Raw genomic sequence first — 21,921 nt, 5'->3', positions numbered from 1 at the left:
CTGCGCCCCCAATCACTGACTGGCATGCACCAGGCGAATCGCCATTCCGTCTACGCGCCCATAGCCCCCATAGACGTCACCATTGGCAAAGTCGACACCCCAAGCAAAGATTGGATACTCAGCCCGTGGAGAAGACGACCAAGTCCCACCAGTCGTGTTCGGAAACCAAGATGTGTCAATCTTCGGGGAACCTATTAGATTTCTATTTGCCAATGAGGCCAACTCTTCTCTCGAAGGCAATCGCCAACCACCATCTGAAAATCCGCACAACACAATACCGTTAACGAATTTTGCGTAGCCCACGCTATTACCCACCGAATCAATCTCGGATTGGGTTGGATTAATGATGCCGTCGACAGTCCAATTTTGCAGCTGATTTGAATCGTCAAAATTAGTATAAGAGTTGGCACCTGATCGCGGCCCACCTGCCGTTTTCCCCTCCCAAATCAAACCCGTGGTGTTGTCCTTGACGCATTCTTCCTTGGTGTAATTGCCGACCAGGCTGTATCTGGTCGATGGCTCGGCAGACACGGCGACGCTTCTCGTACTGTCAATCAAAACGCCTCCGTTTGCGATCGAGTTCGTCATGACCGTCATCACATGGATTCCGGCAGTACCTCGCGGTGTGCATGTTTGCTGAAAACCGGTGCTTGTGGCGTTCACTGGGGACTGGCACTCGGCAAAGGCGCCCAAAACGAGTTGGGCTGACAGCGGCAAGTTGGTTCCCGTCACGGTGAAAGCCGTGGGCACATCCAAAGTGGCGGTCAAGGGAGTCACATCGGTCACCTTGGCGCCAAGGTTTGAGGTATCTACCGTCTGGCTGACCAAGGTGGTGAACCCTTCGCTATCGATCACGGTCAACTGAATTTGCGTGGATCCACAGCTGGGTAGTAGCACGCTGTTCACGGGGTTTCCGCTATAGGTCTCAGCGGCGGCGCCGGTTCGCTGCACAGCCCACGCATAGGTCAATATGCTCCGCCCGCTGCTGGCTGCGGCGGTGGCGGTCAACGTCAAGCTGGCGCAGTTGCCGGCATTGGCGGCAACCACGAAGCTGGCGCTGGGGGCACTCACCAATGTCACGTTTGTGCTCGCCGTCTTGATCACCTGGTAGGTGTTGTTCAAGGCCGCTAGCGTGAGCGTGTAAGTTTTGCCGACGGGCAGGCTGATGCGGTCAAGACCTGCTTTGGTTGCAGGAATGTCAAATACCGCATCGGTGCATCCCGCACACGAAGCCGTTACCCGCCAAATATCGGTCAAGGATCGAATGCTGTTGTTGCTGTAGGCGGGTGTGAAGTCAACGTCCACAAAACCATTGGCGCTGTTGGCTGGGTCTGGGCCTCGTGCCACTGCGCTGATTGAAAACGCACCGCCCGTCACACACAATGGCTGCAGGTCTTCATCGACCCAGGTGACGGGCCTGCCGGTGTAATGTTGTTCCTCCACCCCCACCTCGGTTTTGAATGAGAAGGCGTCGAGCTTGGCCTTTACACGGAACCGGGTGTTGAGCTCGATGCCCGCCCAAGCGTGGCTTTGCATGCAAAAAGCACCATTGGCCGTTCTGGGTACTGGCAAGAATCGGTATTCCCCTGCCCCTTTCATGGATCCGTTGAATTCAGCGCCCACGAAGGCATTGATATGGGCGGGTCGAATGCCTGCGATCAATACGTCTGCCGCGGGCATCAGGCCCACACGCTGGGAGTAGGTGGCGCTGCCGTTGGCATACAGTTCCTGCCACCCGGGCGTCGAATTGTTGATCAAGGTGGGCATCAATAAACTGCCAACCAATCGCGCTTCAACACCTTGTTCAAATCCGTAGTCAGCGGCGCGCCATCCAGTTTCCCCTTGAAGGCTGAGAGTGCCATCGAGATTGAGGTAGATCCACAGCACCGATGTAGGAGCGGCGCTCAGCAAGGTAACCGCCGAATCGGGGATGTTGCCAGCGAAGGCCGTGGCTGCGCCGGTGGTCAAAATCACGCCGCCCAAGGGAATCCTGCCTGCCTTGTCTTGCCCATCCAGCCCTTCAAGGGAAAAGCTCTCCCCGGCATTCCACTTCAGCTGGTCCCAAACATCGGTACTGGTCAACATATCTGCCAGTTTGATGTCGTTGGCAGCACCCTCAAGCTTGACTTGCCCGCCCACTTTACCGGATACAACGGCGGTTATTTTCCCCCAGCCCGAAGTGCTGAAATAGTCGGGAATACTCTTTGAAAAGACGGCCTCTGAGCGCAGCGCCACGTCGCTGACGTTGGCCGTGGCGGTCAATGTGATCGTTGCCCCTTTGTACACAATGGGCTGGGTCACGGTCACCGTGCCATTCAGCATGGAATTGGCTGCGGTAAAAGAACCGTCCACAGCCAGCTTCGTTTGTGCACCCACTCCGCCTGGGCTGACTGATTTTTGAGCGAGCGAGAAGCTTGCAATGGCATTTTTGGGCGCAATAACGCCTGCCACCTTGGTGCCCACCCTTCGGGTATCGATGTCCCATGAAATTTCATTGAAAACGTCTTCCGGGTTGGCCGGCACCATCTGAATTTGCTGTTTTCCGGAAGCGGTGGACACGGAAGTAACCCGGCCGGTGAACGGGAGCTCCAGCCCGCCAGTGGCGGCAGGAATGTGCACAATGCCGCCCACGGTCGCGTTGGCTACCGATGCATCGCTGGTTGACAGCAACACGCCACCCCCAGCATTTGCTTGCACCGAATTGGTTCCCGTGGTGCCTTCCCTGGTTACCGCGACCACACCGTCGCTGACAGTGGCGTTCACCACGTTGCCATTGGTAACCACCACACCCGAGGCAAATACGTAGTAGCCCAAGCCTTCGAATTTGTAGTTGGCGTTGGTGGAAATTACCTTATCGCGCTCGCTCTCGCTTGCGGTGTAAAAGTGGAACCCTTTGCTGGGCACATAAAAGCGGTAGAGCCCGACCAAACCTTCGCCGCTGGTCTTGCTGGCGTAATAGGCAACGCCTTCGTAATTGAACTGCTTGAGGTTGAGCCCAATGTGGGCCTTCTCATCTTCGCTGATGGTGTAGAAATGAACCCCGGTCTGGGTGTTGTAGAAGCGGTAAACCGGGCTCAGGCCGTTTCCACTGGTGCCATTGCCATAGAAGGCCGGGCCTTCGTAAGCAAACTGCTTCATATTGGCGATGACATTGGCCTTCTCGGTCTCGCTCGTTGTGTAGAAATGGGCCGCCGTTTGCGTGTTGTAGAAGCGGTAAACGGTCACTCTGGTTCCCGCTTTGAGCATGGCCTTCTGCGCCAGCATCACCCCGGTTACAGTGGCCGCTTCTTCTGCTTGCAATTCATTGGTGTTGATATCAGCGCTCTTTTGCAACACGATATTGACCTGCTCAGGCGTGAGTTCGCCTTTGAACATGGGTTGAGGCGTGTCGCCAGCCGACCCGCCGCCGCAGGAGCCTAAGACAAATAAAACGCTCGCCAAGAAGATGCCTGTAAGCCGCTGCCGATTACGCGCAAAAAAGCTCATTCCTCACTCCCATTCATTGTTTTCAGACCCATTTATTCGAAGAATGGATCACCAAAGTTAATCAATTCACTCCAACCGACGATCAACGTTTCAGGCATTCGCCGATGAATCGCTTGAAGAGGCGCCGCCATCGCGGGCGCTCAAAACGAACAATGAGGCAAAAAGGACCGCGCGATAAATCACGCGATCACGATTCCAACCTATCACCATTCCGAATTCTCCTGAGCAATCAAATGCCTGATCGCAATGCCATTGGCTCGAACCGCTGCAACCTCGGGGCTACAGCCAAAGGCGCTCAGCGCTCCAATCACTGACTGACACGCACTAAACGAACACGGTGTCCTACTGTGACTCCACCGCGGAGGTCATTGACGGCCTGACCGTGGGTGACAAACAATGCGTTAGAGGCACTAGAACCTGGAGTGGACGACCAATTACCTTCTACAGCCGCCGAGTTGGGAAACCATAGGGGGTCCTCCCACACATTCTCAACAAACAAAGTAGCCAACTCTTCGCTGGTGGGCAGACGCCACGCGCTAGAGCCGCACAATGCGGTGCTGTTGACATAATTTGCATAGCCAACGGTATTACTTACAGCATTGATCTCCGCCTGGGTGGGGTATGGGCTAGAAAGGAAATCAACAGGCTTCTGTGGCTGCGTCGAATCGTCGTAATTTGTGTGGATATTGCTACTAACGCGAAACCCACTCGCTGGCTTCCCTTCCCAAATCAAACCAGTGACATTGTCTTTGACACATTCCTCCCTGCTGTAGCTGCCAATCAAACTGTATTTTCCCGTCGGCGCAGCAGTCACCACCACGCTTCGCGAGTTGTCGATCACCGTGCCACCATTGGGATCCGTGTTGGACTTTATTGTCACTACTTTGCTGCCCACCGTGCCCCGCGGGGTACACGCTTGCTGGAATCCCGTGACAGTGCGATTGACCGGCGTCTGGCATTCGGAATCGGCAAGGGACAAAATGGCCGTCAAGGGCAAATTGTCACCTGTGACAGTGAATACCATAGGTTGATCCAAAACGACTGCGGCAGACGGCGTTACAGAAATCACCTTGGGAAAAAACTCTCTTATCCTTTGACCAATATGCTGGGGCAAAGTGAACACGTTTCCAGCCACAAATACCAATTCATTCAAATATGTCTTTACGAAGCCATGCATCCGTTCGTCTGTAAGCGCAGCTGTTCTCATTGAAAACGGATCTATGTACCCACCGAGTTCGCAGGATGTCGGAGCACAAAGTGAGGCGTTGCTGGAAAGAACAGCAGACGGACTATTCGCAGATATATGCTTTGCAATAGCGTCATCATCTTTGTGTCTTATGTACGACCCGCTCCATGTTGTACTTGAGACCGGAGCCACACCAAACACTCTGATTTTTCTCACGAAATCCGCAGCAGAAATGGTAATCCATGAACCAGTGGTTATTTCCTCTAGAATCATCGCCAACGCAGATTCTACATAGTAGTTACCCTGAGAGTGCGGTACGATTATCAGTTTATCAATATAGCCCAAAGCAATCGTCTCTTTTATCTTGTCTGCCAGCTCCCGGGTAGTCAATATGTTGCGCTGCCGTGCCGAAAGTGGCCCACCTTCCGCACTGACTTTTTCAGAAGAATAGATGGCGGCCAACTCAGAGTTGTAGGCCAAGCGATAATTCGGATCAATTCTATATTTTGCGAAAAAGTCCGCATATGAAGTAAAAGGATCGCTGATACGCGAATTATTGTATGCATTAATCACCGCCTTTCGACTAATTGATGCCTGATCCACGAGTTCAACCGCATCACTCACCAAACTATCGTTCGGATTGTGATAAAAATCAAAATCAAAATCGTCATTCAATTCATAGCCCAAGGCAGATGCAAGTTCGTAAGATGAACTGCGCGCAGTCTCATGGCTGTTGGTAATGCCATTAACAAAAAGCACTCTCGTCGATAGACTTCTGATACTCGTTCCGGTCATCAGCGCGCTCAAACTTATTGCTTTTTCTTGGGCAAGGCGGTTTCCGTCTTTATTGACACCATTGCACGGATACAATTCAGAAGAAAGGTAGCCACCGCCGAGTCTCCTGATGTAGTTAGACCATTGGGCTGCCCTTAATTCGGTGTCAAAAAGCGCGTTTCTCAGTCCGAAGCTATCCGACTCAAATAGGTTCGATCCAGCCTCCACTTCCGAACAGGCAATCGAACTCATGGCCTTCAAAGCATCTACCCTTGTGGTCGGTAATGGGTTGGTCAGCAACCGCTCATACGCTGCCGCAACTCCCACGTTGAGTTGAAGTGCCGCCGGGTCGGCAATCAACTGAGCCAGCACCTGTTCGACGCTGTCGCGTACACCATTTTTATTTGCATCGACACCAGTTAGCGTGGTATCCATGGAATCCGTCAAACGAATGTAGTAAGCAATTCCTTCGAAGGTAAACTGGGGCAATGTGGCAACAATCGTGTCTTTTTCAGCGGGCGTGGCGCTGTAAAAGTGGGTTCCCGTTTGGGTATTGAAAAACCTGTATATAGGTCTCCAACCCGGGCCGGGGGTTTGGCTTCCGTACCACGAAATGCCTTCGAAGTTGAATATTTCAGGCCACGTCGCGATCACATGGCTTTTTTCTTCTTCCGATATGGTGTAAAAATGGGTGCCGCTGACTTTGTTGTAGAAACGGTATACCGGCTTCAGCGTTTCAGCGTCTGACGGTATTGCATAAAACGCCGGACCTTCATATTGGAATTGCTTCAGGTTCGCCTGAACCGACGAACGCTCTTCTTCCGACATGGTGTAAAAATGCACCCCCGTCAAAGTGTTAAAAAATCGGTAGGCAGCTTTAGGGGACATGTTTGCCGCCTTTGCGCTTTTAATGACGGTCACATCACCCATCAAACCCTCTGGATTGGCCGCACGGCTCTCACCAAAATAGGCGCCCAGTGTTTTTGCCATTGCGGCTTGCTGCTCTCGGCTTTGGGGTTGCCCGTAAGCACTGCCCAGGGATTGCATTGAACTAAGGCTATTGGGCTCAGCCGGCTCATTCGAGCCCCCGCCACAGGCGGTCAAAGTGACCAAAACCGCAATGGACAGAAACAGCTTCTTAAGTGTATTCGGCTGGGTTAGCAATTTCATCTCCAAGTATGCCTAATTCATTGGGTTATTTGACGAAGAATTGCAGAAAGTGAATTCTCTACCAATACGCGGTTGACTTCTCAGTTCTAACGAGGGCGCACAATATCTACGCCAATCCAGCATGGCAAGGCCGTGTGAATTCGAAGAGACCTCAGCTACGGAGGCGCCAGAAGAACCCAAAGGCTGGCCGACTTTCTTGCCCGCTCTCATCCATCGTCGTTACCTTTGCACTCTAGCAGTAACAAACTGAAACTCAAACAGCAAAATGTCATCCAATCGGATGACAAAAGGGAAAGGATGTAGTTCCTTCGCCACATATAGGCATAGCCACGATGGATCACTGACCAACAGCTTCAAGCTTTATTGCTGCTTCACAACCTGCGTAGCGCGCTTATCGGTGCATGAGCATGGTTTTTGGCTTTGAGCCTGTGGAATTACGGGGGCAGAGGTCCAAACTGCGACAGGCCAAAAGCCCTTTCTTAGGAACCTGTTTTTTTTGGGCCCCCACCCGGGGCTTCTGACCGGGGTGGTGCACTTTCAGCGAAAGAGAGCAACGGCACGACTACCCTGCTTAGATATGCCCTTGGTGGCGTGCAAGGGCGGCCAAGAGTTTTTTTTGGTAGCCAGGCAGAACTGCCTTGCGATTCGGCAGTGCCTTGGTCTGAACAGGCTGTTCGGGAAAAGCACACTGCGCCCTGCCTCTCTGGTGAGTTGTCTACCCGCTTTCGGGACGGCACTGCCACAGCGCTGCTTAAGTCTGGGGGCTACTTCATATGCTTTTATGCAGCCATCGGTACACCAGCCACTAAGGACTCGCACGTTTTTCAACCTTCCACGTGCTCATCAACGCTGCGGACAAGCGAGACATTTCTTGATTCGACCCCAACAGAAGACTTCTTTTCAACACCTGAACTTCAATACCGTGAGGACTGCGTCTTTTCTGCTTTACGCGATTGCCCAGATGGGTCGGCAGGCGCAGGCACCTCTATATGGTGTCTCGAAGGTCTCTGATGGAGCTGCCACCTGCAGTGGCAGAAGCAAGTTAGGGCATCCAGCGCGCAGCCTAAAATAGCGGGTTGACGGGGCTCCATTCGGGGGCCTCGCCCTTTTTTGCCGCGCCCATGAGCAACAACATCACCACCCAACTCGACGGCGTCACCGTTACGACGCAAGCCAGCGTCTACTTCGACGGCAAGTGCGTCAGCCACAGCCTCACCCTGCCTGACGGCACGAAAAAGTCGGTGGGTGTGGTTTTGCCCGCGTCACTCACTTTCGGTACCGCCGCACCTGAAATCATGGAGTGTGTGGCCGGCAGCTGCGAGTTCAAGCTGGCCGGCTCCGCCGACTGGTCAAGCATCAAGGCGGGCGAGCAATTCAGCGTGCCAGGCCATTCGAGCTTCGATATCCGCGTGAGCGAAGCGTTCCACTACATCTGCCACTACGGGTAATTCAAACAACATGGCCACCATTCTTCAAAATCTGCCCCTGCATCAAAAAGTCGGTATCGCCTTCTCTGGTGGTCTGGACACCAGCGCTGCTTTGCTCTGGATGAAGCAAAAGGGCGCGGTCCCTTACGCCTACACGGCCAACCTCGGCCAGCCCGACGAGCCGGATTACGACGAAATTCCGCGCAAGGCCATGGAATACGGCGCCGAAAAAGCGCGCCTGGTCGATTGCCGCAAGCAGCTCGCCGCCGAAGGCATCGCCGCGCTGCAGTGCGGTGCGTTCCACGTGACCACCGCTGGCGTGACCTACTTCAACACCACGCCGCTGGGCCGCGCCGTGACCGGCACCATGCTGGTGGCGGCCATGAAGGAAGACGACGTCAACATCTGGGGCGATGGCTCAACCTACAAAGGCAACGACATCGAGCGCTTCTACCGCTACGGCCTGTTGACCAACCCGAGCCTGAAGATCTACAAGCCCTGGCTCGACCAGCTGTTCATCGACGAACTGGGTGGCCGCTCGGAAATGAGCGCCTTCATGACGGCCAATGGTTTTGGCTACAAGATGAGCGCCGAGAAGGCCTACAGCACCGACAGCAACATGCTCGGCGCCACGCACGAAGCCAAAGACCTGGAATTCCTCAACAGCGGCATCAACATCGTCAACCCCATCATGGGTGTGGCGTTCTGGAAAGACGAGGTTGAAGTCAAACGTGAAACGGTGACCGTGCGCTTTGAAGAGGGCCAACCGGTCGCTTTGAACGGCAAAACTTTTGAGTCGGCCGTCGAGCTGATCCTGGAAGCCAACCGCATCGGCGGGCGCCACGGCCTGGGCATGAGCGACCAGATCGAAAACCGCATCATTGAAGCCAAGAGCCGCGGCATCTACGAAGCCCCCGGCCTGGCCCTGCTCTACATCGCTTACGAGCGCCTGGTGACCGGCATTCACAACGAAGACACCATCGAGCAGTACCGCATGAACGGCCTGAAACTCGGCCGCCTGCTGTACCAGGGCCGCTGGTTCGACCCGCAAACCCTGATGCTGCGCGAAACCGCGCAACGCTGGGTGGCGCGCGCCATCACCGGCGAAGTGACCATCGAACTGCGCCGCGGCAACGACTACTCGATCATGAACACAGAGAGCGCCAACCTGACCTACGCGCCCGAGCGTTTGAGCATGGAAAAGGTGGAAGACGCGCCGTTCACGCCCGCCGATCGCATCGGCCAGCTCACCATGCGCAACCTCGACATCGTCGACACCCGCGCCAAACTGGGCATCTACGCCAAGACCGGTTTGCTCTCTCTGGGCGAAGGCGCCGACATGTTGAAGCTGGAAGGCAGCGACAAAAAGGACTGAAACGGCACCCGGCGACGCTGGGTTCCGCTCAACAAAAAGGCCTGAAGGGTTTCCCCTTCAGGCCTTTTTGCATTTCGACCGCATGCTTCACGGCGATGGGCAGCTTCAATCATCGGTCAGGTCGCGGGCCTCCGCTGGCAAAGCCCTAACCCGTTCAAAGCGGCGCTCGATCAGATCCGGATCATCAAAGTGCCGGCGCCCCACAAAGGCTGTGGCGTGGTGGCCCCATTGGCGCTGGGCGCCCGCGTCGCGCACGCCCATGGGCCAGAAGAGGTAGCGCTCGCCGCGCTGCGAACCCGACACGATGCCATCGGGTCCATACAGGCTGCGCCGGTCATCCGTTGGTGAAACCAGCGGCAAAGAGCGCAACTGAGAGGCATCCCGGCTCTGGTACGGCGAGCCTTTGAAATCTGCCGTGGACGACACGGCGCTGAGGTAGTGGGTGCGCGGAGCGATGCCCAGAACCACCCGCTCACCGGGCTTCAGGCGCGGCGCCGGCGCAGGGATAAACGCCCACTCCATTCCCGTCTCTGGCGCTGGCTTGGGTTGAAGCGCGGGCGTGGGGAAAAACAGGTGATAGCAGCCACAGGCGTGGGCTGAGTCGTAAAGCAAAGGCTGGCCTTTTTCATCCAGCGTCACCCGCCACATGACGCCGTCCAGCGCACCGCCGAGCAAATCCAGCGGACCCGTCTTGGGTCGCTCGGAAAACCAGTAGAGGTACACCAGCTGCACCAAGGTCGCGCCACCTTGCCGCGCGTAGGCGATACGCCGGTAAACCACAGGCACCGCGGTTTCAACGGCCGGGCGGCCATCGGGGTTCAGGGTCATCTCGCCAAACTGGTCAAAGGGGCCTTGAGGCGCAATCTCCATCACTGGCGCATGGCGGTTCAGCAACCTCTCGCTCAACTCAGCGCTCAACTGGGGAACACCCAAAGCGTCTCTCTGTGCCCCTGCCAGGGTTTCGGCCACCTCTTCCATAGCCGAGGGCTTTGGCACATGTCTTTGCACCAACCCGGCCTCCGGAGTGATCCGCGCAGAAAAAGCGCGTTGCGTCTCTTCCTGCCAGCGATTGACGCCTGCACTGAAAGGCACACGGGTGACGGCATACACGCCCAGAAACCGGGCCAGCGTGGAATAGCTGTCTGGTACCCCGGGGCCGGCCAGCAATGCCACCCGCCGTGGTTCCCGGGAGCGATCCATCTTGCTCAGCAAATCGGCGCAGGCCTGGGTCTTGATGAGCGCCTGCTTGCGCAACTTTCCTCCAGCAGATGGCAAGACGCCAACCCATTCAGCTTCGGGCACGTTGGCGATTTCCACCGCCGAACCTTGATCACCCAGCTCGCGCATCTGGCCAAACCAGGCATCAAACGCAGCGTCATTTATCTGAGCGTCACTTCGGAACGACGCCGTCCATCGCGACTGCCGCAGCTGGGGGAATCCTTCGATGCGGCTGTCCTGGGCATCGCTAACCCCGCTTCGATGCACCAGCCGGTCGAGATCGGCGTACCAGCGCTGGCACGATTCGACCGGCCCGGCGCTCTCGGGGCTCTCAGGCTGTGGGCCTGTTGCGCACCCCTGCAGTGTCAACACCACAACCACCAGGCTGGTGCAATGCCAACGTCTGGCCAAACCCGTGATCAAAAACCAGGTGTTCATGGTGTTCTATGGCGCCGCTCTGGCCCGGCGCTCCATCTCTTGCACCAAGCCTTCAAAGCTCTTCTTCAGGTTGTTCGCCAGCAGCGGCTGGGCCACGAAACCGGGAACGGCCGCCGACAGCTCCAGTTGGCCCTGCCAACGCAATTCGTAGCGTTCGTCGGTATTGCCCAGTTTCTTCAGTTCGTAGGCCCCGTCGAGCCGCTTGAAATCGCCCCGAACCAGCTTGACCTCGATGCGATCAGGCGGAAGTTCTTGTACGTCCACCACGCTGTTGATCGCGAGATGAAAGAACAACACGTTCGCCTGGCCACTCTGTTCAACGATGGCGCCACCAGGCCTTCGCTTCAAGACCACGCTGCGCTCCATGCCAGGCACCCATTTGGCGGTGTTGTTGTAATCCGTCAGCACGGCCCAGATCACCGAATACGGTGCGTCAACCGTGGTGCGAATTAGCAGGTTGACGCGCCCGGCCTCCCGCGAGGCATCCAGCAACAACCGCGCTTCAGGCGCGCTTGCCAGGGCTGCGGTGGTCACAAGCCACACACCGCTGCAAATGGCGGTGCAGCGCATCCAGGCGAGAGGCAAGTTGAATCGAAAATGTGGCATGAGTTGGCATGCTAACGCGCCCGAACTGCCCCTTGCGGGCCGTGGGTCATGCTGAAGGGGCATCCGTTGGAGGCAGTGATACCCGACAACCCGGCTCCGCTCAAACCACCACGGGCTCGGGCTCCAGCATGATGCCGAAACGCTCGTACACGCTCGTCTGTATCGCCTTGGCCAGCGTCATCACCTCGCCACCGGTGCAAGGATGTTCGGGGCCACCCTTGTTCACCAGCACCAGTGCCTGCCTCTCGTAAACCGCTGCGTTGCCCACGCTCTTGCCTTTCCAGCCGCAGGCGTCAATCAGCCAGCCTGCTGCAAGCTTGATGCTGCCATCGTCCATCGGGTAATGAACCACCTTGGGGTCGCGCGCGATGATGTCGGCGCATTGCTCTGGCGTGACAGTGGGGTTCTTGAAGAAGCTGCCTGCGTTGCCGATCACGGCCGGGTCGGGCAGTTTGGCGCTGCGAATGGCCACCACCCAGTCAAAAATCTGCATCGCGTCGGGTTCGCTGATGCCCGTCTCGGCCATCTTGCGCTCCAGATCGAGGTACCCCAATACCGGCGTCCACGGTTTGGGCAACAGAAAACGCACGCGCGTGATGATGGCGCAGCCGGCCAGGCCATAGCTGCGCTCATCAGAAGGCGCATGTTTGAACACAGAGTCGCGGTAGCCAAACCCGCATTGCGCGGCATCCAGCGAAAAGGTCTGGCCACTGCGCAAATCGATGGCGTCGAGCGAATGGAACCGGTCCTGCAGTTCCACACCATAGGCGCCGATGTTCTGCACGGGCGAAGCCCCCACAAGGCCGGGAATCAAGGCCATGTTTTCCAGCCCGGGCCAACCTTGTGCCAACGTCCACGCCACAAACCCGTGCCAGTTTTCACCTGCGCCAGCTTCAACCAGCCATCCCTTGTCGGTCTCTTCAATCAGGCGCTTGCCAGACACCTCCACCTTGATCACCAGCCCCTTGATATCGCCTGTAATCACCAGGTTGCTGCCCCCACCCAGGACCAGCGCAGGCGCCTGACCTGCAAGCTGGCTGATCAACTCGGCGATACCGGCTTCGTCGCGCACGCGGGCGAGGCTGTGCGCTCGTGCGGCAATGCCAAAGGTGTTGAGGGGCTGGAGCGCCACATTGTTCTCGACTAACATGATGGGATTGTCTCATTCACTTCATGCAGGACTCAGCACACCATGCCTACTTTTGACACCGTTCTAGAAGCCGATTTTGTCGAAGTCAAGAATGCGGTTGACCAGGTGGCCCGCGAAATCGGAACCCGCTTCGACTTCAAAGGCACCAGTGCCGCCATTGAACTCAAAGACAAAGAGATCACCCTGTTTGGCGATGCCGACTTTCAGCTCACCCAGGTTGAAGACGTCTTGCGCAACAAGCTGACCAAACGCGGCGTGGACGCGCGTTTCCTCGATGTCGGCAAGGTCGAAAAAATGGGCGGCGACAAGGTCAAGCAGGTGGTGAAGGTCAAAAACGGCATCAGCACCGAAGACGGCAAAAAGATCCAGCAAGCCCTCAAGGGCAGCAAGCTCAAGGTGCAGGGCGCGATCCAGGGTGACGCTGTTCGCGTAACCGGCGCCAAGCGCGACGACTTGCAAGAAGCCATGGCCCTGATTCGCAGCGAGCTCAAAGACCTGCCCCTGTCTTTCGACAACTTCAGGGATTGATACGCCCCCACGCTCCGCCGCTTCGCGGGTCGCTGCCCCCCCGAGGGGGCTCACTCGCCTTGGGGCGGCCCGGCGGTGAGCGTGATTCCCCCCGCGCCGCGCCTGCGGCGCGTCACCCCCCAGGGGCGACGCTGGTGGGCCGGCGCGGCCGGACCCTCGGCGTCCTTGAACAAAGGCACTTCATGCGCACATTGCTGGTTTCCATGGCATTGCTTGCTTTCATGGTGGGCAATGCATTTGCCCAGTCGGTCGCGCTGTCTGGCGTGTCCGGAAGCAAAGCCCTGCTCACAGTCGATTCCAGTGCGCCTCGGTTCCTGAGCCCTGGTCAGACGCATCAGGGCGTCAAGCTGGTGAGCGTTGACGGTCAGTCCGCCACGGTGGAGATCGATGGCAAAAAGCAGACCCTGCGCGTGGGGGAAGCACCGGTCAGCCTGGGTGGGTCAGGCACCCCCAGCGGCGGGGGCAACCGCATCGTGCTGACAGCCGATGGGCGGGGACATTTCATGCCTCAGGGGCAGATCAATGGCCGCTCGGTGCAGTTCATGGTGGATACCGGCGCCACGGTGGTGGCCATTGGTGAACCCGAAGCCCGGCGCATCAACATTGCCTACAAAAAGGGCCGCCAGGTCATGATGAACACCGCCAATGGCGCGGCCATTGGCTGGGAGGTGAAGCTGGATTCACTGCGCTTGGGCGACATGGTGAGCTACAACATCACCGCTGTGATCACGCCGCAAGCCATGCCTTTTGTCTTGTTGGGCAACAACTACCTGACGCGCTTTCAAATGACCCGCACCAACGATCAGATGACGCTGGAGAAGCGGTAACCCAGGAAATGGGTCCACCCCCATCGCTTGCGCACTTCGTGTAGCCGCTCCGCCCCTCAAGGGGCAACGCTGGTCGACCGGCAAAGACGGATCGACGGCATTCTCGGTGAAGACACCTCGCGCGAACGGGTCTTGGAGCCACCACTGCAGGCACTCACCAAGCTGGGCAGCCTTCCAGGCACAGAATTCTGCCCGGCACCCCGATCATTCAGGCCAGCGCTGCGGTCACCACAATTTCAATATGCCAGGCGGGATCGGCCAATGGCGATTGCACTGTGGCGCGGGGCGGCGCAGCACCTGGCACGACCCAGGCATCCCACACTTCGTTCATCACACCAATCTCGGCGATGTTGGTAAGGAAAATCTGGGCGCGCAAAATGCGTGATTTGTCGCTGCCAGCGGCTTTCAGGTGGTGTTCCACTTGCGCCAAGACATCCTCTGTCTGGCCTCGAATGTCGGTGTCACCGCGCTCGGGCACCATGCCGGCGAGGTACACGATGCCATTGAATACGGCGGCTTCGCTGAGCCGCGGGGTCATGCCGAAGCGTTGAATGTCTTTGTTCATGATTTTTTGCTACCCAGTTTGCTTTCTTTGCCTGCGATCAGGCGGTTGATGTTCTCGGCGTGGCGCCACACCAAAAACAAACCCATCAGCGCCAGGCTCACAACCAGTGCTCTGGGCGCGTCCCAAACGCTGCCGCTGCCCAGCAGGAAGAAAAACGGTGCGAACACCGCAGTCACGATCGAGGCCAATGACGAATAGCGGAAAAACACCGCAATGATCAGCCAGGTGGCCAACGATGCCAGCCCCAGCCAGGGATTGAACGCCAGAATCACACCCGCAGCCGTGGCCACGCCCTTGCCACCTTTGAACCCGAAAAACACCGGGTACAAATGGCCCAAAAATGCCGCAAGCCCCACCAGCGCCACGGTGCCATCACCCAGACCCCAGGCCTCGCCCCACCACTTCACTGCCACCACCGGCAGCCAGCCTTTGAAGGCGTCGAGCAGCAGCGTCAACACGGCCGCAGCCTTGTTGCCCGAGCGCAGCACATTGGTCGCACCAGGGTTGTTGCTGCCGTAGGTGCGCGGATCGCTTAACCCCATCACGCGACTCACCAGCACGGCAAACGACAGCGAGCCGATCAGGTAGGCCAGCAGCGTGGCCAGAAAAGGGTAAACAGCGGTCAAAAGCGGCTCCTGAGAAAAAGAGGGCTATTCTGCCAGCGCGCAGGTCACAGGCCGAGCCCCAAGCGGACCAGAGAGCACCGAAGGCGCCAGCCCCACCAGATAGCCGCGCCGACCACCATTGATCCAGATGGTGGGCAAGGCCAGAACAGAGGCCTCGACCCAGATCGGCATCTCGCGCTTCAAACCAAACGGCGAGGTACCACCCACCAGAAAACCACTGTGGCGGTTGGCGACCTCGGGTTTGCAAGGCTCAACCGATTTGGCACCGATCTGGCGGGCCAGGTTCTTGGTCGAAACCGTTCGGTTGCCATGCATCAACACAGCCAGAGGTTTGGCAGCCTCGTCTTGCATGATCAATGTTTTGACCACAGCAAACGGGTCCAGCCCCAGCACCTGTGCGCTGTGCTGCGCGCCGCCGTGATCCAGGTACTCATAGGAGTGCTCGGTGTACACCACGCCATGCGCCTTCAGCCAGGCCGTGGCTGGCGTCTCACTCACATGATTTTTTTTGGCCATTGAAATATTCTGCTGATCGAGGCACCCAGACCCGGAACGTCGCCGATCCGGCGTCGCCGGCCGGCCGGCATTGCCCCCTGGAGGAGGTGACGCGCCGCAAGCGCGGCGCGGGGGTGGGCTGAATCTACTGCGCCGGGTCGCGGCAAGTCCAGCGGATCTGATCGATTTCCTTCAAGAGATCAACCGACAGTTCGGTGTCCCACGCATCCAGACACTCGTTCAGCTGGGCCATCGAAGTCACGCCGATGATCGTGCTGGCCACACGCCAGTTCCTGTAGCAAAACGCCAGCGCGAGCTGGGATGGAGACAAACCGTGGTCGCGCGCCAACGCGTTGTAGCGCTTGGCTGCGTCCAGCGACTCTGGTCGGCCCCACCGCTGCTTTTGCATCGATTCGTAAATCGACATGCGCCCGGCGTTGCCCACCAGACCTGTGGCGTCGTACTTGCCTGTGAGCAAGCCAAAGCCCAATGGGGAATAGGCCAGCAAGCCCACACCCAGGCGGTGTGCTGATTCATCGAGCCCGTTCTCAACGCTGCGGTTGAGAAGGCAATACGGGTTTTGCACCGTGGCCACCCGCGGCAGGCCATGCTGCTCCGCCAAACGAACGAATTCGTGCACACCGTAGGGCGTCTCGTTGGACAGGCCAATCGACCGCACCTTGCCAGCTTTTACCAACTCGGCCAAGGCCTCCAACTGCTCCAGCACCGTCGGACATGGCCGGTCTTTGGAGGGATCAAAATACAAGGCACCAAACGCCGGAACGTTGCGCGCCGGCCAGTGGATTTGGTAAAGATCGATCACATCGGTTTGCAGGCGTCGCAGGCTGGCTTCGCAGGCTTCGATGATTCCGGCCCTGTTCACCTCTGGCCGAATCCAGGGCATGCCCCGTGCAGGGCCAGCCACCTTGGTTGCCAGAATCAACTTCTCCCGCGCACCCGGACGTTTGGCAAACCAGTTGCCGATGATGGTTTCGGTGGCACCACACGTTTCTGCCTTGGCGGGCACGGCATACATCTCTGCCGTATCGATGAAGTTGATGCCACGCTCCATCGAGCGATCCAACAGGGCGTGGGCATCGGCCTCACTGACCTGTTCGCCAAAAGTCATCGTGCCCAGGCAAATGGGCGTAACTTGCAGAGTCGATGACCCCAGGGTGACTTTTTTCATATGTATGGCTCCAGCGCAATTGAACGGTTAAGGCACGACGGCCTGATCACAAGTTTATGTCCTCGATTTCGGCGCTGCGGTCTCCAGCGCATCTCGCGAACCCGGCCACGGCATGCGCTTTCAGCGGAAAAAACTGGCCAAAACCCCAGTGCGGCGTACTTGTAACCGAAATGTGCCTGAGTACCAAATAACTTACTGCATAACCCGTCTATTTGGTCAAAAGCACTACATAAACACGAATGTCATGCATGATTGGAGGGGCTTTTATGTCGAAACGAACCGTTGACCGCTTGCGCCACCCGTTCGCCCGATGGCATTCAAGCACCCTGTCGGCCTGCCAACAGGGCACAGGCGCCGGGGCTCAGTTCATCTGTTCACCGCGTATCCATTCTTAAGAGGAAACAGACCATGCCACTACCCATCATCTTTCACCGCGCTGCCACCCTGGGTCTGGCCTTCAGTTGCGTATGGTTGACCGCTTGCACCACGCCACCCAGCGATGCCAGCAATGAAAACAAAGACCAGCCAGCGGTGGCGGCGCCTGCGGCAACAGCCCCTGCCGAACCGGCTGGCCTGACCGCTCAGCAAGTCGAATTGCGCAACGACCTCACAACCCTGGGCGTCGAAGTCAGAGACACAGCAGAAGGCCGGATCAAGCTGGTCATTCCTTCAGACATTTCATTTGGTCTGGGCAGTGCAGCCATCAAAAGCTCGTCGGCAAAAATGTTGAAATCGCTGGCTGAAGTGCTTGTAAAGCACCCCGGCAGCGCCATTGAAATCATCGGTCACACCGATGCAACGGGCTCTGATGCCATCAACCTGCCCCTGTCAGCCAAGCGCGCAGAAAGCACGCGCGACTACCTGATTGGCCAAAAAGTGGCCGCCGAGCGTTTCACGACACAGGGCTGGGGCGCTGACCAGCCTGTTGCTGACAACAAAACGTCGGCCGGCCGTGCGGCCAACCGACGCGTTGAAGTGTTCATCACCGAACAATAAGCCCTAGAAGCAGGGGCCACAGCGGGGGATCATTGCCTGGCCCTCGCCCTCGCCTCCTCCTGCAAGCGCAACACCCGTCGCTGAACCTTGCCCGTGGTGGTCATGGGCAAGCTGTCAACGAATTCGATTTCTTTAGGGTATTCGTAAGGCGCCAGTTGCCCTTTCACATGGGTTTGCAGCGCTTTCGCGAGCCGCTCCTTCAAGGCGAGCAAACCCTCGGCATCACGAATTTTCTGGGCATCCAGGTACTCCTGCGCCAGCACCACATAGGCCTTTACCACCGCGCCGCGTTCCGGATCGGGCTTGGGCACCACGGCGGCGTTGGCCACAGCAGGGTGTTTGACCAGGCAGTTTTCGATTTCACTTGGCCCAATGCGGTAGCCCGCGGCTTTGAACACGTCGTCCGAGCGCCCCTGGTACCAAAGGTAGCCTTCGGCGTCGCGGGTGGCCATGTCGCCTGTTCGGCACCAGCTGTTCGCGGGATCGCCAGTGTATTTTCCGTGCGTGGCGGCCTCATTCTTCCAGTAGCCCAAAAAGAAAATCGGATCGGGATCACCATGGCGATCCAGCCGGTGCACCGCCACATCACCGGGCACGCCGACCGCGCACTCCTGGCCCTCATCATCAATCACAGCAACCCGGTGGCCCGGATAGCCTTTGCCCATGGAGCCAGGCCTGGCCGGGTACAGGCGCACGCAATTGCCCACGATGTAATTGATTTCGGTCTGGCCAAACATTTCGTTCACGGTCACGCCCAATTGCTTTTCACAATAGGCAAACACGGCATCGCCAACCGCCTCGCCCGCACTCATGATGGCTTGCAGGTTCAGGCGGTATTGCCGCTTCGGCTGAGGCACCGCTTTCATCATGGCCTTGAGCGCCGTGGGAAACAAAAACGTGTGGGTTACTTTGTGGCGTTCCATCAAATCAAAGGCCGTCTGCGGACTGAAGCGGCCATTGAACGCCACGATCGGGCGGCCGAAATACAGCGTGGGCAACAAGGCGTCCATCAGACCACCTGTCCAGGCCCAGTCGGCCGGCGACCAAAAAATGGCCTCAGATGGTGCGCTGGCATCGAACGGGTCAAAGCCAAACCAGTTCTGGCTGCAAACAAAGCCCGTCAAATTGCCGATCAAGGCGCGGTGTGGAATCAACGCGCCTTTGGGGTTGCCGGTGGTGCCAGAGGTGTAAATCAAAACAGCGGGCTCGTCGGCCAGCGTTTGCGCGGGTTTGAAACGGTTTGAAGCCTGATTCAGCAGCGTCGCCCAGTCCAGGGCCGCTGCTGAGGACGCGACCGCGCCCAGTCCCAGGCCCACCGCCGTGCGCAAATTCGGGCACTGCCCACTCACCGACAACACAGCCGCCAGCGTGCTGCCATCACACAAAGCCACCCTGGCCTCGCTGTCTTGCAGGCGAAACTCCAGCGCATCCGGTCCAAACAGCTGCGACAAAGGCATGCCCACAGCGCCCATTTGCAGTACCGCCATGTAGGCCACTGCGGTCTCAAAACGTTGCGGCATCACGATGGCCACGCGGTCCCCTCGCCCCACGCCCATGGCTTTCAATGCATTCGACAACCGGTTGGCCTGCTCTTGCAACGACGCGTAACTGTGGTGCACCGCCTTCAATTCAGCGTCACAGGCAATCACCGCGGTTTGGTCAGCGGTGGCTGAATTGCTCGCCCAACGCCTGGAACACACCTCGGCCATGTTGAACTGGTGCGGAACGGACCACCCAAATCCACCGTGCAGCGCTTCGTACCCATCGGACACCGCTGCTCTGCCAACGCTGGCGACCGATTGCGGCCCGGGCCTGGACCTGTCTCTGCCTTGACTCTGCCGCATCGCTTGTCTCCATCCGTGTCTTTATGATCAATCGAATGTACCAAGCCTTGAAGCCTTCACGCAGCACGTTTGTCCCCATACGGGACCATCAATACCACGTCCTACAGTGGGGTGAGCGCCAGCCCGACCACCCCCCGCTGGTGCTGGTGCACGGCTGGATGGACGTCGCCGCATCATGGCAGTTCATGGTGGACGCCCTGACCCAAAACCGGTGGATCATCGCCCCCGATTGGCGTGGTTTTGGCCAAAGCAGGCTGATCGGTGCAGACCAGGCCAACGCAGCATCGGTCGATTGCTACTGGTTTCCAGATTACCTGGCCGACCTCGATGCGCTGCTCGACCACTTTGCGGGCGAAGGCGCCGCTGTCGACCTCGTCGGCCACAGCATGGGCGGCAACATTGCCATGATGTATGGCGGCGTGCGCCCCGAACGCATCAACCGTCTGGTCAATCTTGAAGGTTTTGGTCTGCCGGCGACCCGCCCTGCACAGGCTCCTGAGCGGTATGCCAAATGGATGGACGAGCTCAAAGCCTTGCGCCGCGGCGAAACCGCCTTGAAAGACTACGACTCGGTAGACGGCGTGGCCCGCCGCCTGATGAAAACCAACCCCCGGCTGGGTGAAGACAAAGCCACCTGGCTCGCCAGCCACTGGGCCGCGCCCAATGCGCAAGGTCGCTGGGCGATCCTGGGTGAACCTGCCCACAAAATCAGCAACGCCCACATTTACCAGGTTGAAGAAACCCTGGCGACCTACCGCCGCATCAGCGCGCCGGTGCTCAGCATCACGGCCAGCGACGACAGCCTGTCGCAGTGGTGGAAAGGCCAGTTCACCCTGGCCGAATACCTTGAGCGCCTGATCCAGGTCCCTCAAGTCGAAAGCGCGGTGATTCAAGACGCGGGACACATGATGCACCACGATCAACCCCAGGCGCTGGCCGCCCTGCTCGAGCGGTTTTTCACCGCCAGATAGCGCGCCAACAGGCCATCAGGCCGGCTGCTTTTCGCAGGCGCTGCGTATGTCGCGCCAGACCTGTTCGTAACGGCCGGTGGGGTCGGTGTGCAAATCGCTGTGCCCCAAAGGCCATTGCACCCAGGTTTTGGGCTGTGGCGCCAGCTCGAACAGGCGTCGCCCCAGGTGCATGGGCACGGTGTTGTCTTGCTCGCCGTGCAAGAACCACACGGGGGGCTGCACGTTGGCCATCAGGGCACCCGCGTCCATTCGCTGATCGCCCATTGCCACCAACCCGCGCCCGACCCAGCCAACGGCGGCATAGGCCACATCCGAAAAACTGGTGAACGAACTCTCCAGCACCAAGGCACAGTAAGCGTTTTTCGCCTTCAATTGGTCCGCCAGAGCCACAGCCACCGCGCTGCCCATCGAATGCCCATAGATCACCCAGCGCACCGGCAAGCCACTTCCATGGTTTGGCGGCAGCCTTTGCAGCGCCTCCCAAACCGCCAGCGCGTCTTCTTGAATGGATGCTTCGCTCGGCAACAACGGGCTCGACACGCCCCAGCCCCGGTAGTCCGGTACGAAGACCGTCAGGCCAGCCGCAGCCATTGGCACCGTTTTTGGCAGATTGCGAAAAGCGTGGCGAAATGTGCCGTGCAGGTACAAAACGCGAACTTCGCCAGCGGTCACCACACCTTCGGCTGCCGGCACGGTGAGCACCGTGACCCGTCCGCCCCCGTCCCCCACAGCAACCTCCAGCGTGCGCACATCAGGGCGGGTAGAAAGAAGGTCTTTCCAGACTTGGTGATCATTGATCGCGGTAGGTCTGTACACTTTCGCCCTACCCCACTCATCAACGCTGGCGCAACCCGCCGTTGCCAACAGCGCCAGACCCAAAGCGGCGCCGCATAGCGCCTGTAGGCCACGCCGCGCGATCAGGCGCATTTGTTTTTGTTTTTTCCGGTTTCCCATGGCTCCGCATCCTAGGGCATTCATCTACCGCTTGTTGTGGCTCAGCGCAATCGGATGCCTCCTCGCGTCCGCCGCCCATGCCGAGAACCCCCTCTG

17 protein-coding genes and 1 pseudogene are annotated in these 21,921 nt (G+C 58.3%); 6 read left to right on the top strand and 12 right to left on the bottom strand.

The features are described from left to right. Window positions 1-12 precede the first annotated feature (12 nt). The 3 genes and pseudogenes from LPB072_RS05410 to LPB072_RS05405 all read right to left on the bottom strand — a co-directional run bounded on the left by LPB072_RS05410 (window position 13) and on the right by LPB072_RS05405 (window position 6,616). Window positions 13-2,673, bottom strand: a complete 2,661-nt coding sequence (locus tag LPB072_RS05410; RefSeq protein WP_157694128.1) for an Lcl C-terminal domain-containing protein — start codon at window positions 2,671-2,673, stop codon at window positions 13-15. Between the two features lie 183 nt (window positions 2,674-2,856). Then, a pseudogene (locus LPB072_RS24185) lies at window positions 2,857-3,246 on the bottom strand (serine protease); the annotation flags it as partial. A gap of 547 nt (window positions 3,247-3,793) precedes the next feature. After that, the gene (locus tag LPB072_RS05405; protein WP_066088501.1) at window positions 3,794-6,616 is read right to left on the bottom strand and encodes a DUF1566 domain-containing protein; all 2,823 of its coding nucleotides are present in this window, start codon (window positions 6,614-6,616) and stop codon (window positions 3,794-3,796) included. Between the two features lie 1,121 nt (window positions 6,617-7,737). On the opposite strand from LPB072_RS05405, the gene ppnP reads away from it, so the two are divergent. Both ppnP and argG read left to right on the top strand, forming a co-directional pair. After that, window positions 7,738-8,064, top strand: coding sequence for a pyrimidine/purine nucleoside phosphorylase (gene ppnP / locus LPB072_RS05400; protein WP_066088498.1), 327 nt, complete (start codon window positions 7,738-7,740; stop codon window positions 8,062-8,064). A gap of 10 nt (window positions 8,065-8,074) precedes the next feature. Then, entirely contained in the window at window positions 8,075-9,418 is a 1,344-nt protein-coding gene (argG, locus tag LPB072_RS05395) for an argininosuccinate synthase (protein ID WP_066088495.1), read from the top strand. Between the two features lie 105 nt (window positions 9,419-9,523). Here the strand turns inward: argG and LPB072_RS05390 are convergent, their stop codons facing one another. The 3 genes from LPB072_RS05390 to murB all read right to left on the bottom strand — a co-directional run bounded on the left by LPB072_RS05390 (window position 9,524) and on the right by murB (window position 12,830). Further along, entirely contained in the window at window positions 9,524-11,074 is a 1,551-nt protein-coding gene (locus tag LPB072_RS05390; RefSeq protein WP_066088492.1) for a hypothetical protein, read from the bottom strand. Between the two features lie 6 nt (window positions 11,075-11,080). After that, window positions 11,081-11,680 carry an SRPBCC family protein gene (locus tag LPB072_RS05385; protein ID WP_157694126.1) on the bottom strand — a complete coding sequence of 200 codons (600 nt, stop codon included), beginning with the start codon at window positions 11,678-11,680 and terminating at the stop codon, window positions 11,081-11,083. Window positions 11,681-11,780: 100 nt separating this feature from the next. Next, window positions 11,781-12,830 (bottom strand): UDP-N-acetylmuramate dehydrogenase, encoded by a 1,050-nt coding sequence (gene murB, locus LPB072_RS05380; RefSeq protein WP_066088486.1) that lies wholly within the window; start codon window positions 12,828-12,830, stop codon window positions 11,781-11,783. Between the two features lie 42 nt (window positions 12,831-12,872). Between murB and LPB072_RS05375 the strand changes: the two genes are divergently transcribed. Next, entirely contained in the window at window positions 12,873-13,358 is a 486-nt protein-coding gene (locus LPB072_RS05375) for a YajQ family cyclic di-GMP-binding protein (RefSeq protein WP_066088484.1), read from the top strand. 182 nt (window positions 13,359-13,540) lie between these two features. Then, window positions 13,541-14,185, top strand: coding sequence for a retropepsin-like aspartic protease family protein (locus LPB072_RS05370; RefSeq protein WP_066088481.1), 645 nt, complete (start codon window positions 13,541-13,543; stop codon window positions 14,183-14,185). Window positions 14,186-14,393: 208 nt separating this feature from the next. Here LPB072_RS05370 and LPB072_RS05365 read toward each other — a convergent pair whose 3' ends face one another. The 4 genes from LPB072_RS05365 to LPB072_RS05350 all read right to left on the bottom strand — a co-directional run bounded on the left by LPB072_RS05365 (window position 14,394) and on the right by LPB072_RS05350 (window position 17,060). After that, the gene (locus tag LPB072_RS05365; RefSeq protein WP_066088477.1) at window positions 14,394-14,750 is read right to left on the bottom strand and encodes a RidA family protein; all 357 of its coding nucleotides are present in this window, start codon (window positions 14,748-14,750) and stop codon (window positions 14,394-14,396) included. Further along, a complete protein-coding gene (gene plsY / locus LPB072_RS05360) occupies window positions 14,747-15,376 on the bottom strand; it encodes a glycerol-3-phosphate 1-O-acyltransferase PlsY (RefSeq protein WP_066088474.1) in 630 nt (209 codons plus the stop codon). Before plsY ends, LPB072_RS05365 begins: the two co-directional genes overlap by 4 nt. A 24-nt stretch (window positions 15,377-15,400) precedes the next feature. Continuing rightward, window positions 15,401-15,892 carry an aminoacyl-tRNA deacylase gene (locus tag LPB072_RS05355; protein WP_066088471.1) on the bottom strand — a complete coding sequence of 164 codons (492 nt, stop codon included), beginning with the start codon at window positions 15,890-15,892 and terminating at the stop codon, window positions 15,401-15,403. A 124-nt stretch (window positions 15,893-16,016) separates the two neighbouring features. Continuing rightward, window positions 16,017-17,060: an aldo/keto reductase gene (locus tag LPB072_RS05350; protein ID WP_066088468.1), complete on the bottom strand. Its 1,044-nt coding sequence runs from the start codon at window positions 17,058-17,060 to the stop codon at window positions 16,017-16,019. Window positions 17,061-17,468: 408 nt separating this feature from the next. Between LPB072_RS05350 and LPB072_RS05345 the strand changes: the two genes are divergently transcribed. Further along, a complete protein-coding gene (locus LPB072_RS05345; protein WP_066088466.1) occupies window positions 17,469-18,056 on the top strand; it encodes an OmpA family protein in 588 nt (195 codons plus the stop codon). 29 nt (window positions 18,057-18,085) lie between these two features. On the opposite strand, the gene LPB072_RS05340 is transcribed toward LPB072_RS05345, so the two are convergent. Further along, window positions 18,086-19,900, bottom strand: a complete 1,815-nt coding sequence (locus LPB072_RS05340; RefSeq protein WP_082876832.1) for an acyl-CoA synthetase — start codon at window positions 19,898-19,900, stop codon at window positions 18,086-18,088. Between the two features lie 35 nt (window positions 19,901-19,935). On the opposite strand from LPB072_RS05340, the gene LPB072_RS05335 reads away from it, so the two are divergent. Then, window positions 19,936-20,871, top strand: a complete 936-nt coding sequence (locus LPB072_RS05335; RefSeq protein WP_066088798.1) for an alpha/beta fold hydrolase — start codon at window positions 19,936-19,938, stop codon at window positions 20,869-20,871. A gap of 15 nt (window positions 20,872-20,886) precedes the next feature. Here the strand turns inward: LPB072_RS05335 and LPB072_RS05330 are convergent, their stop codons facing one another. Next, entirely contained in the window at window positions 20,887-21,825 is a 939-nt protein-coding gene (locus LPB072_RS05330) for an alpha/beta hydrolase (RefSeq protein ID WP_157694125.1), read from the bottom strand. Window positions 21,826-21,921: the final 96 nt, after the last annotated feature.

Origin of the sequence: Hydrogenophaga crassostreae (genome assembly GCF_001761385.1) — a bacterium.
GTDB lineage: Bacteria > Pseudomonadota > Gammaproteobacteria > Burkholderiales > Burkholderiaceae_C > Hydrogenophaga > Hydrogenophaga crassostreae.
The sequence above is the reverse complement of the archived record's forward strand: the minus strand, read 5'-3'. Positions and strand labels throughout refer to the sequence as shown.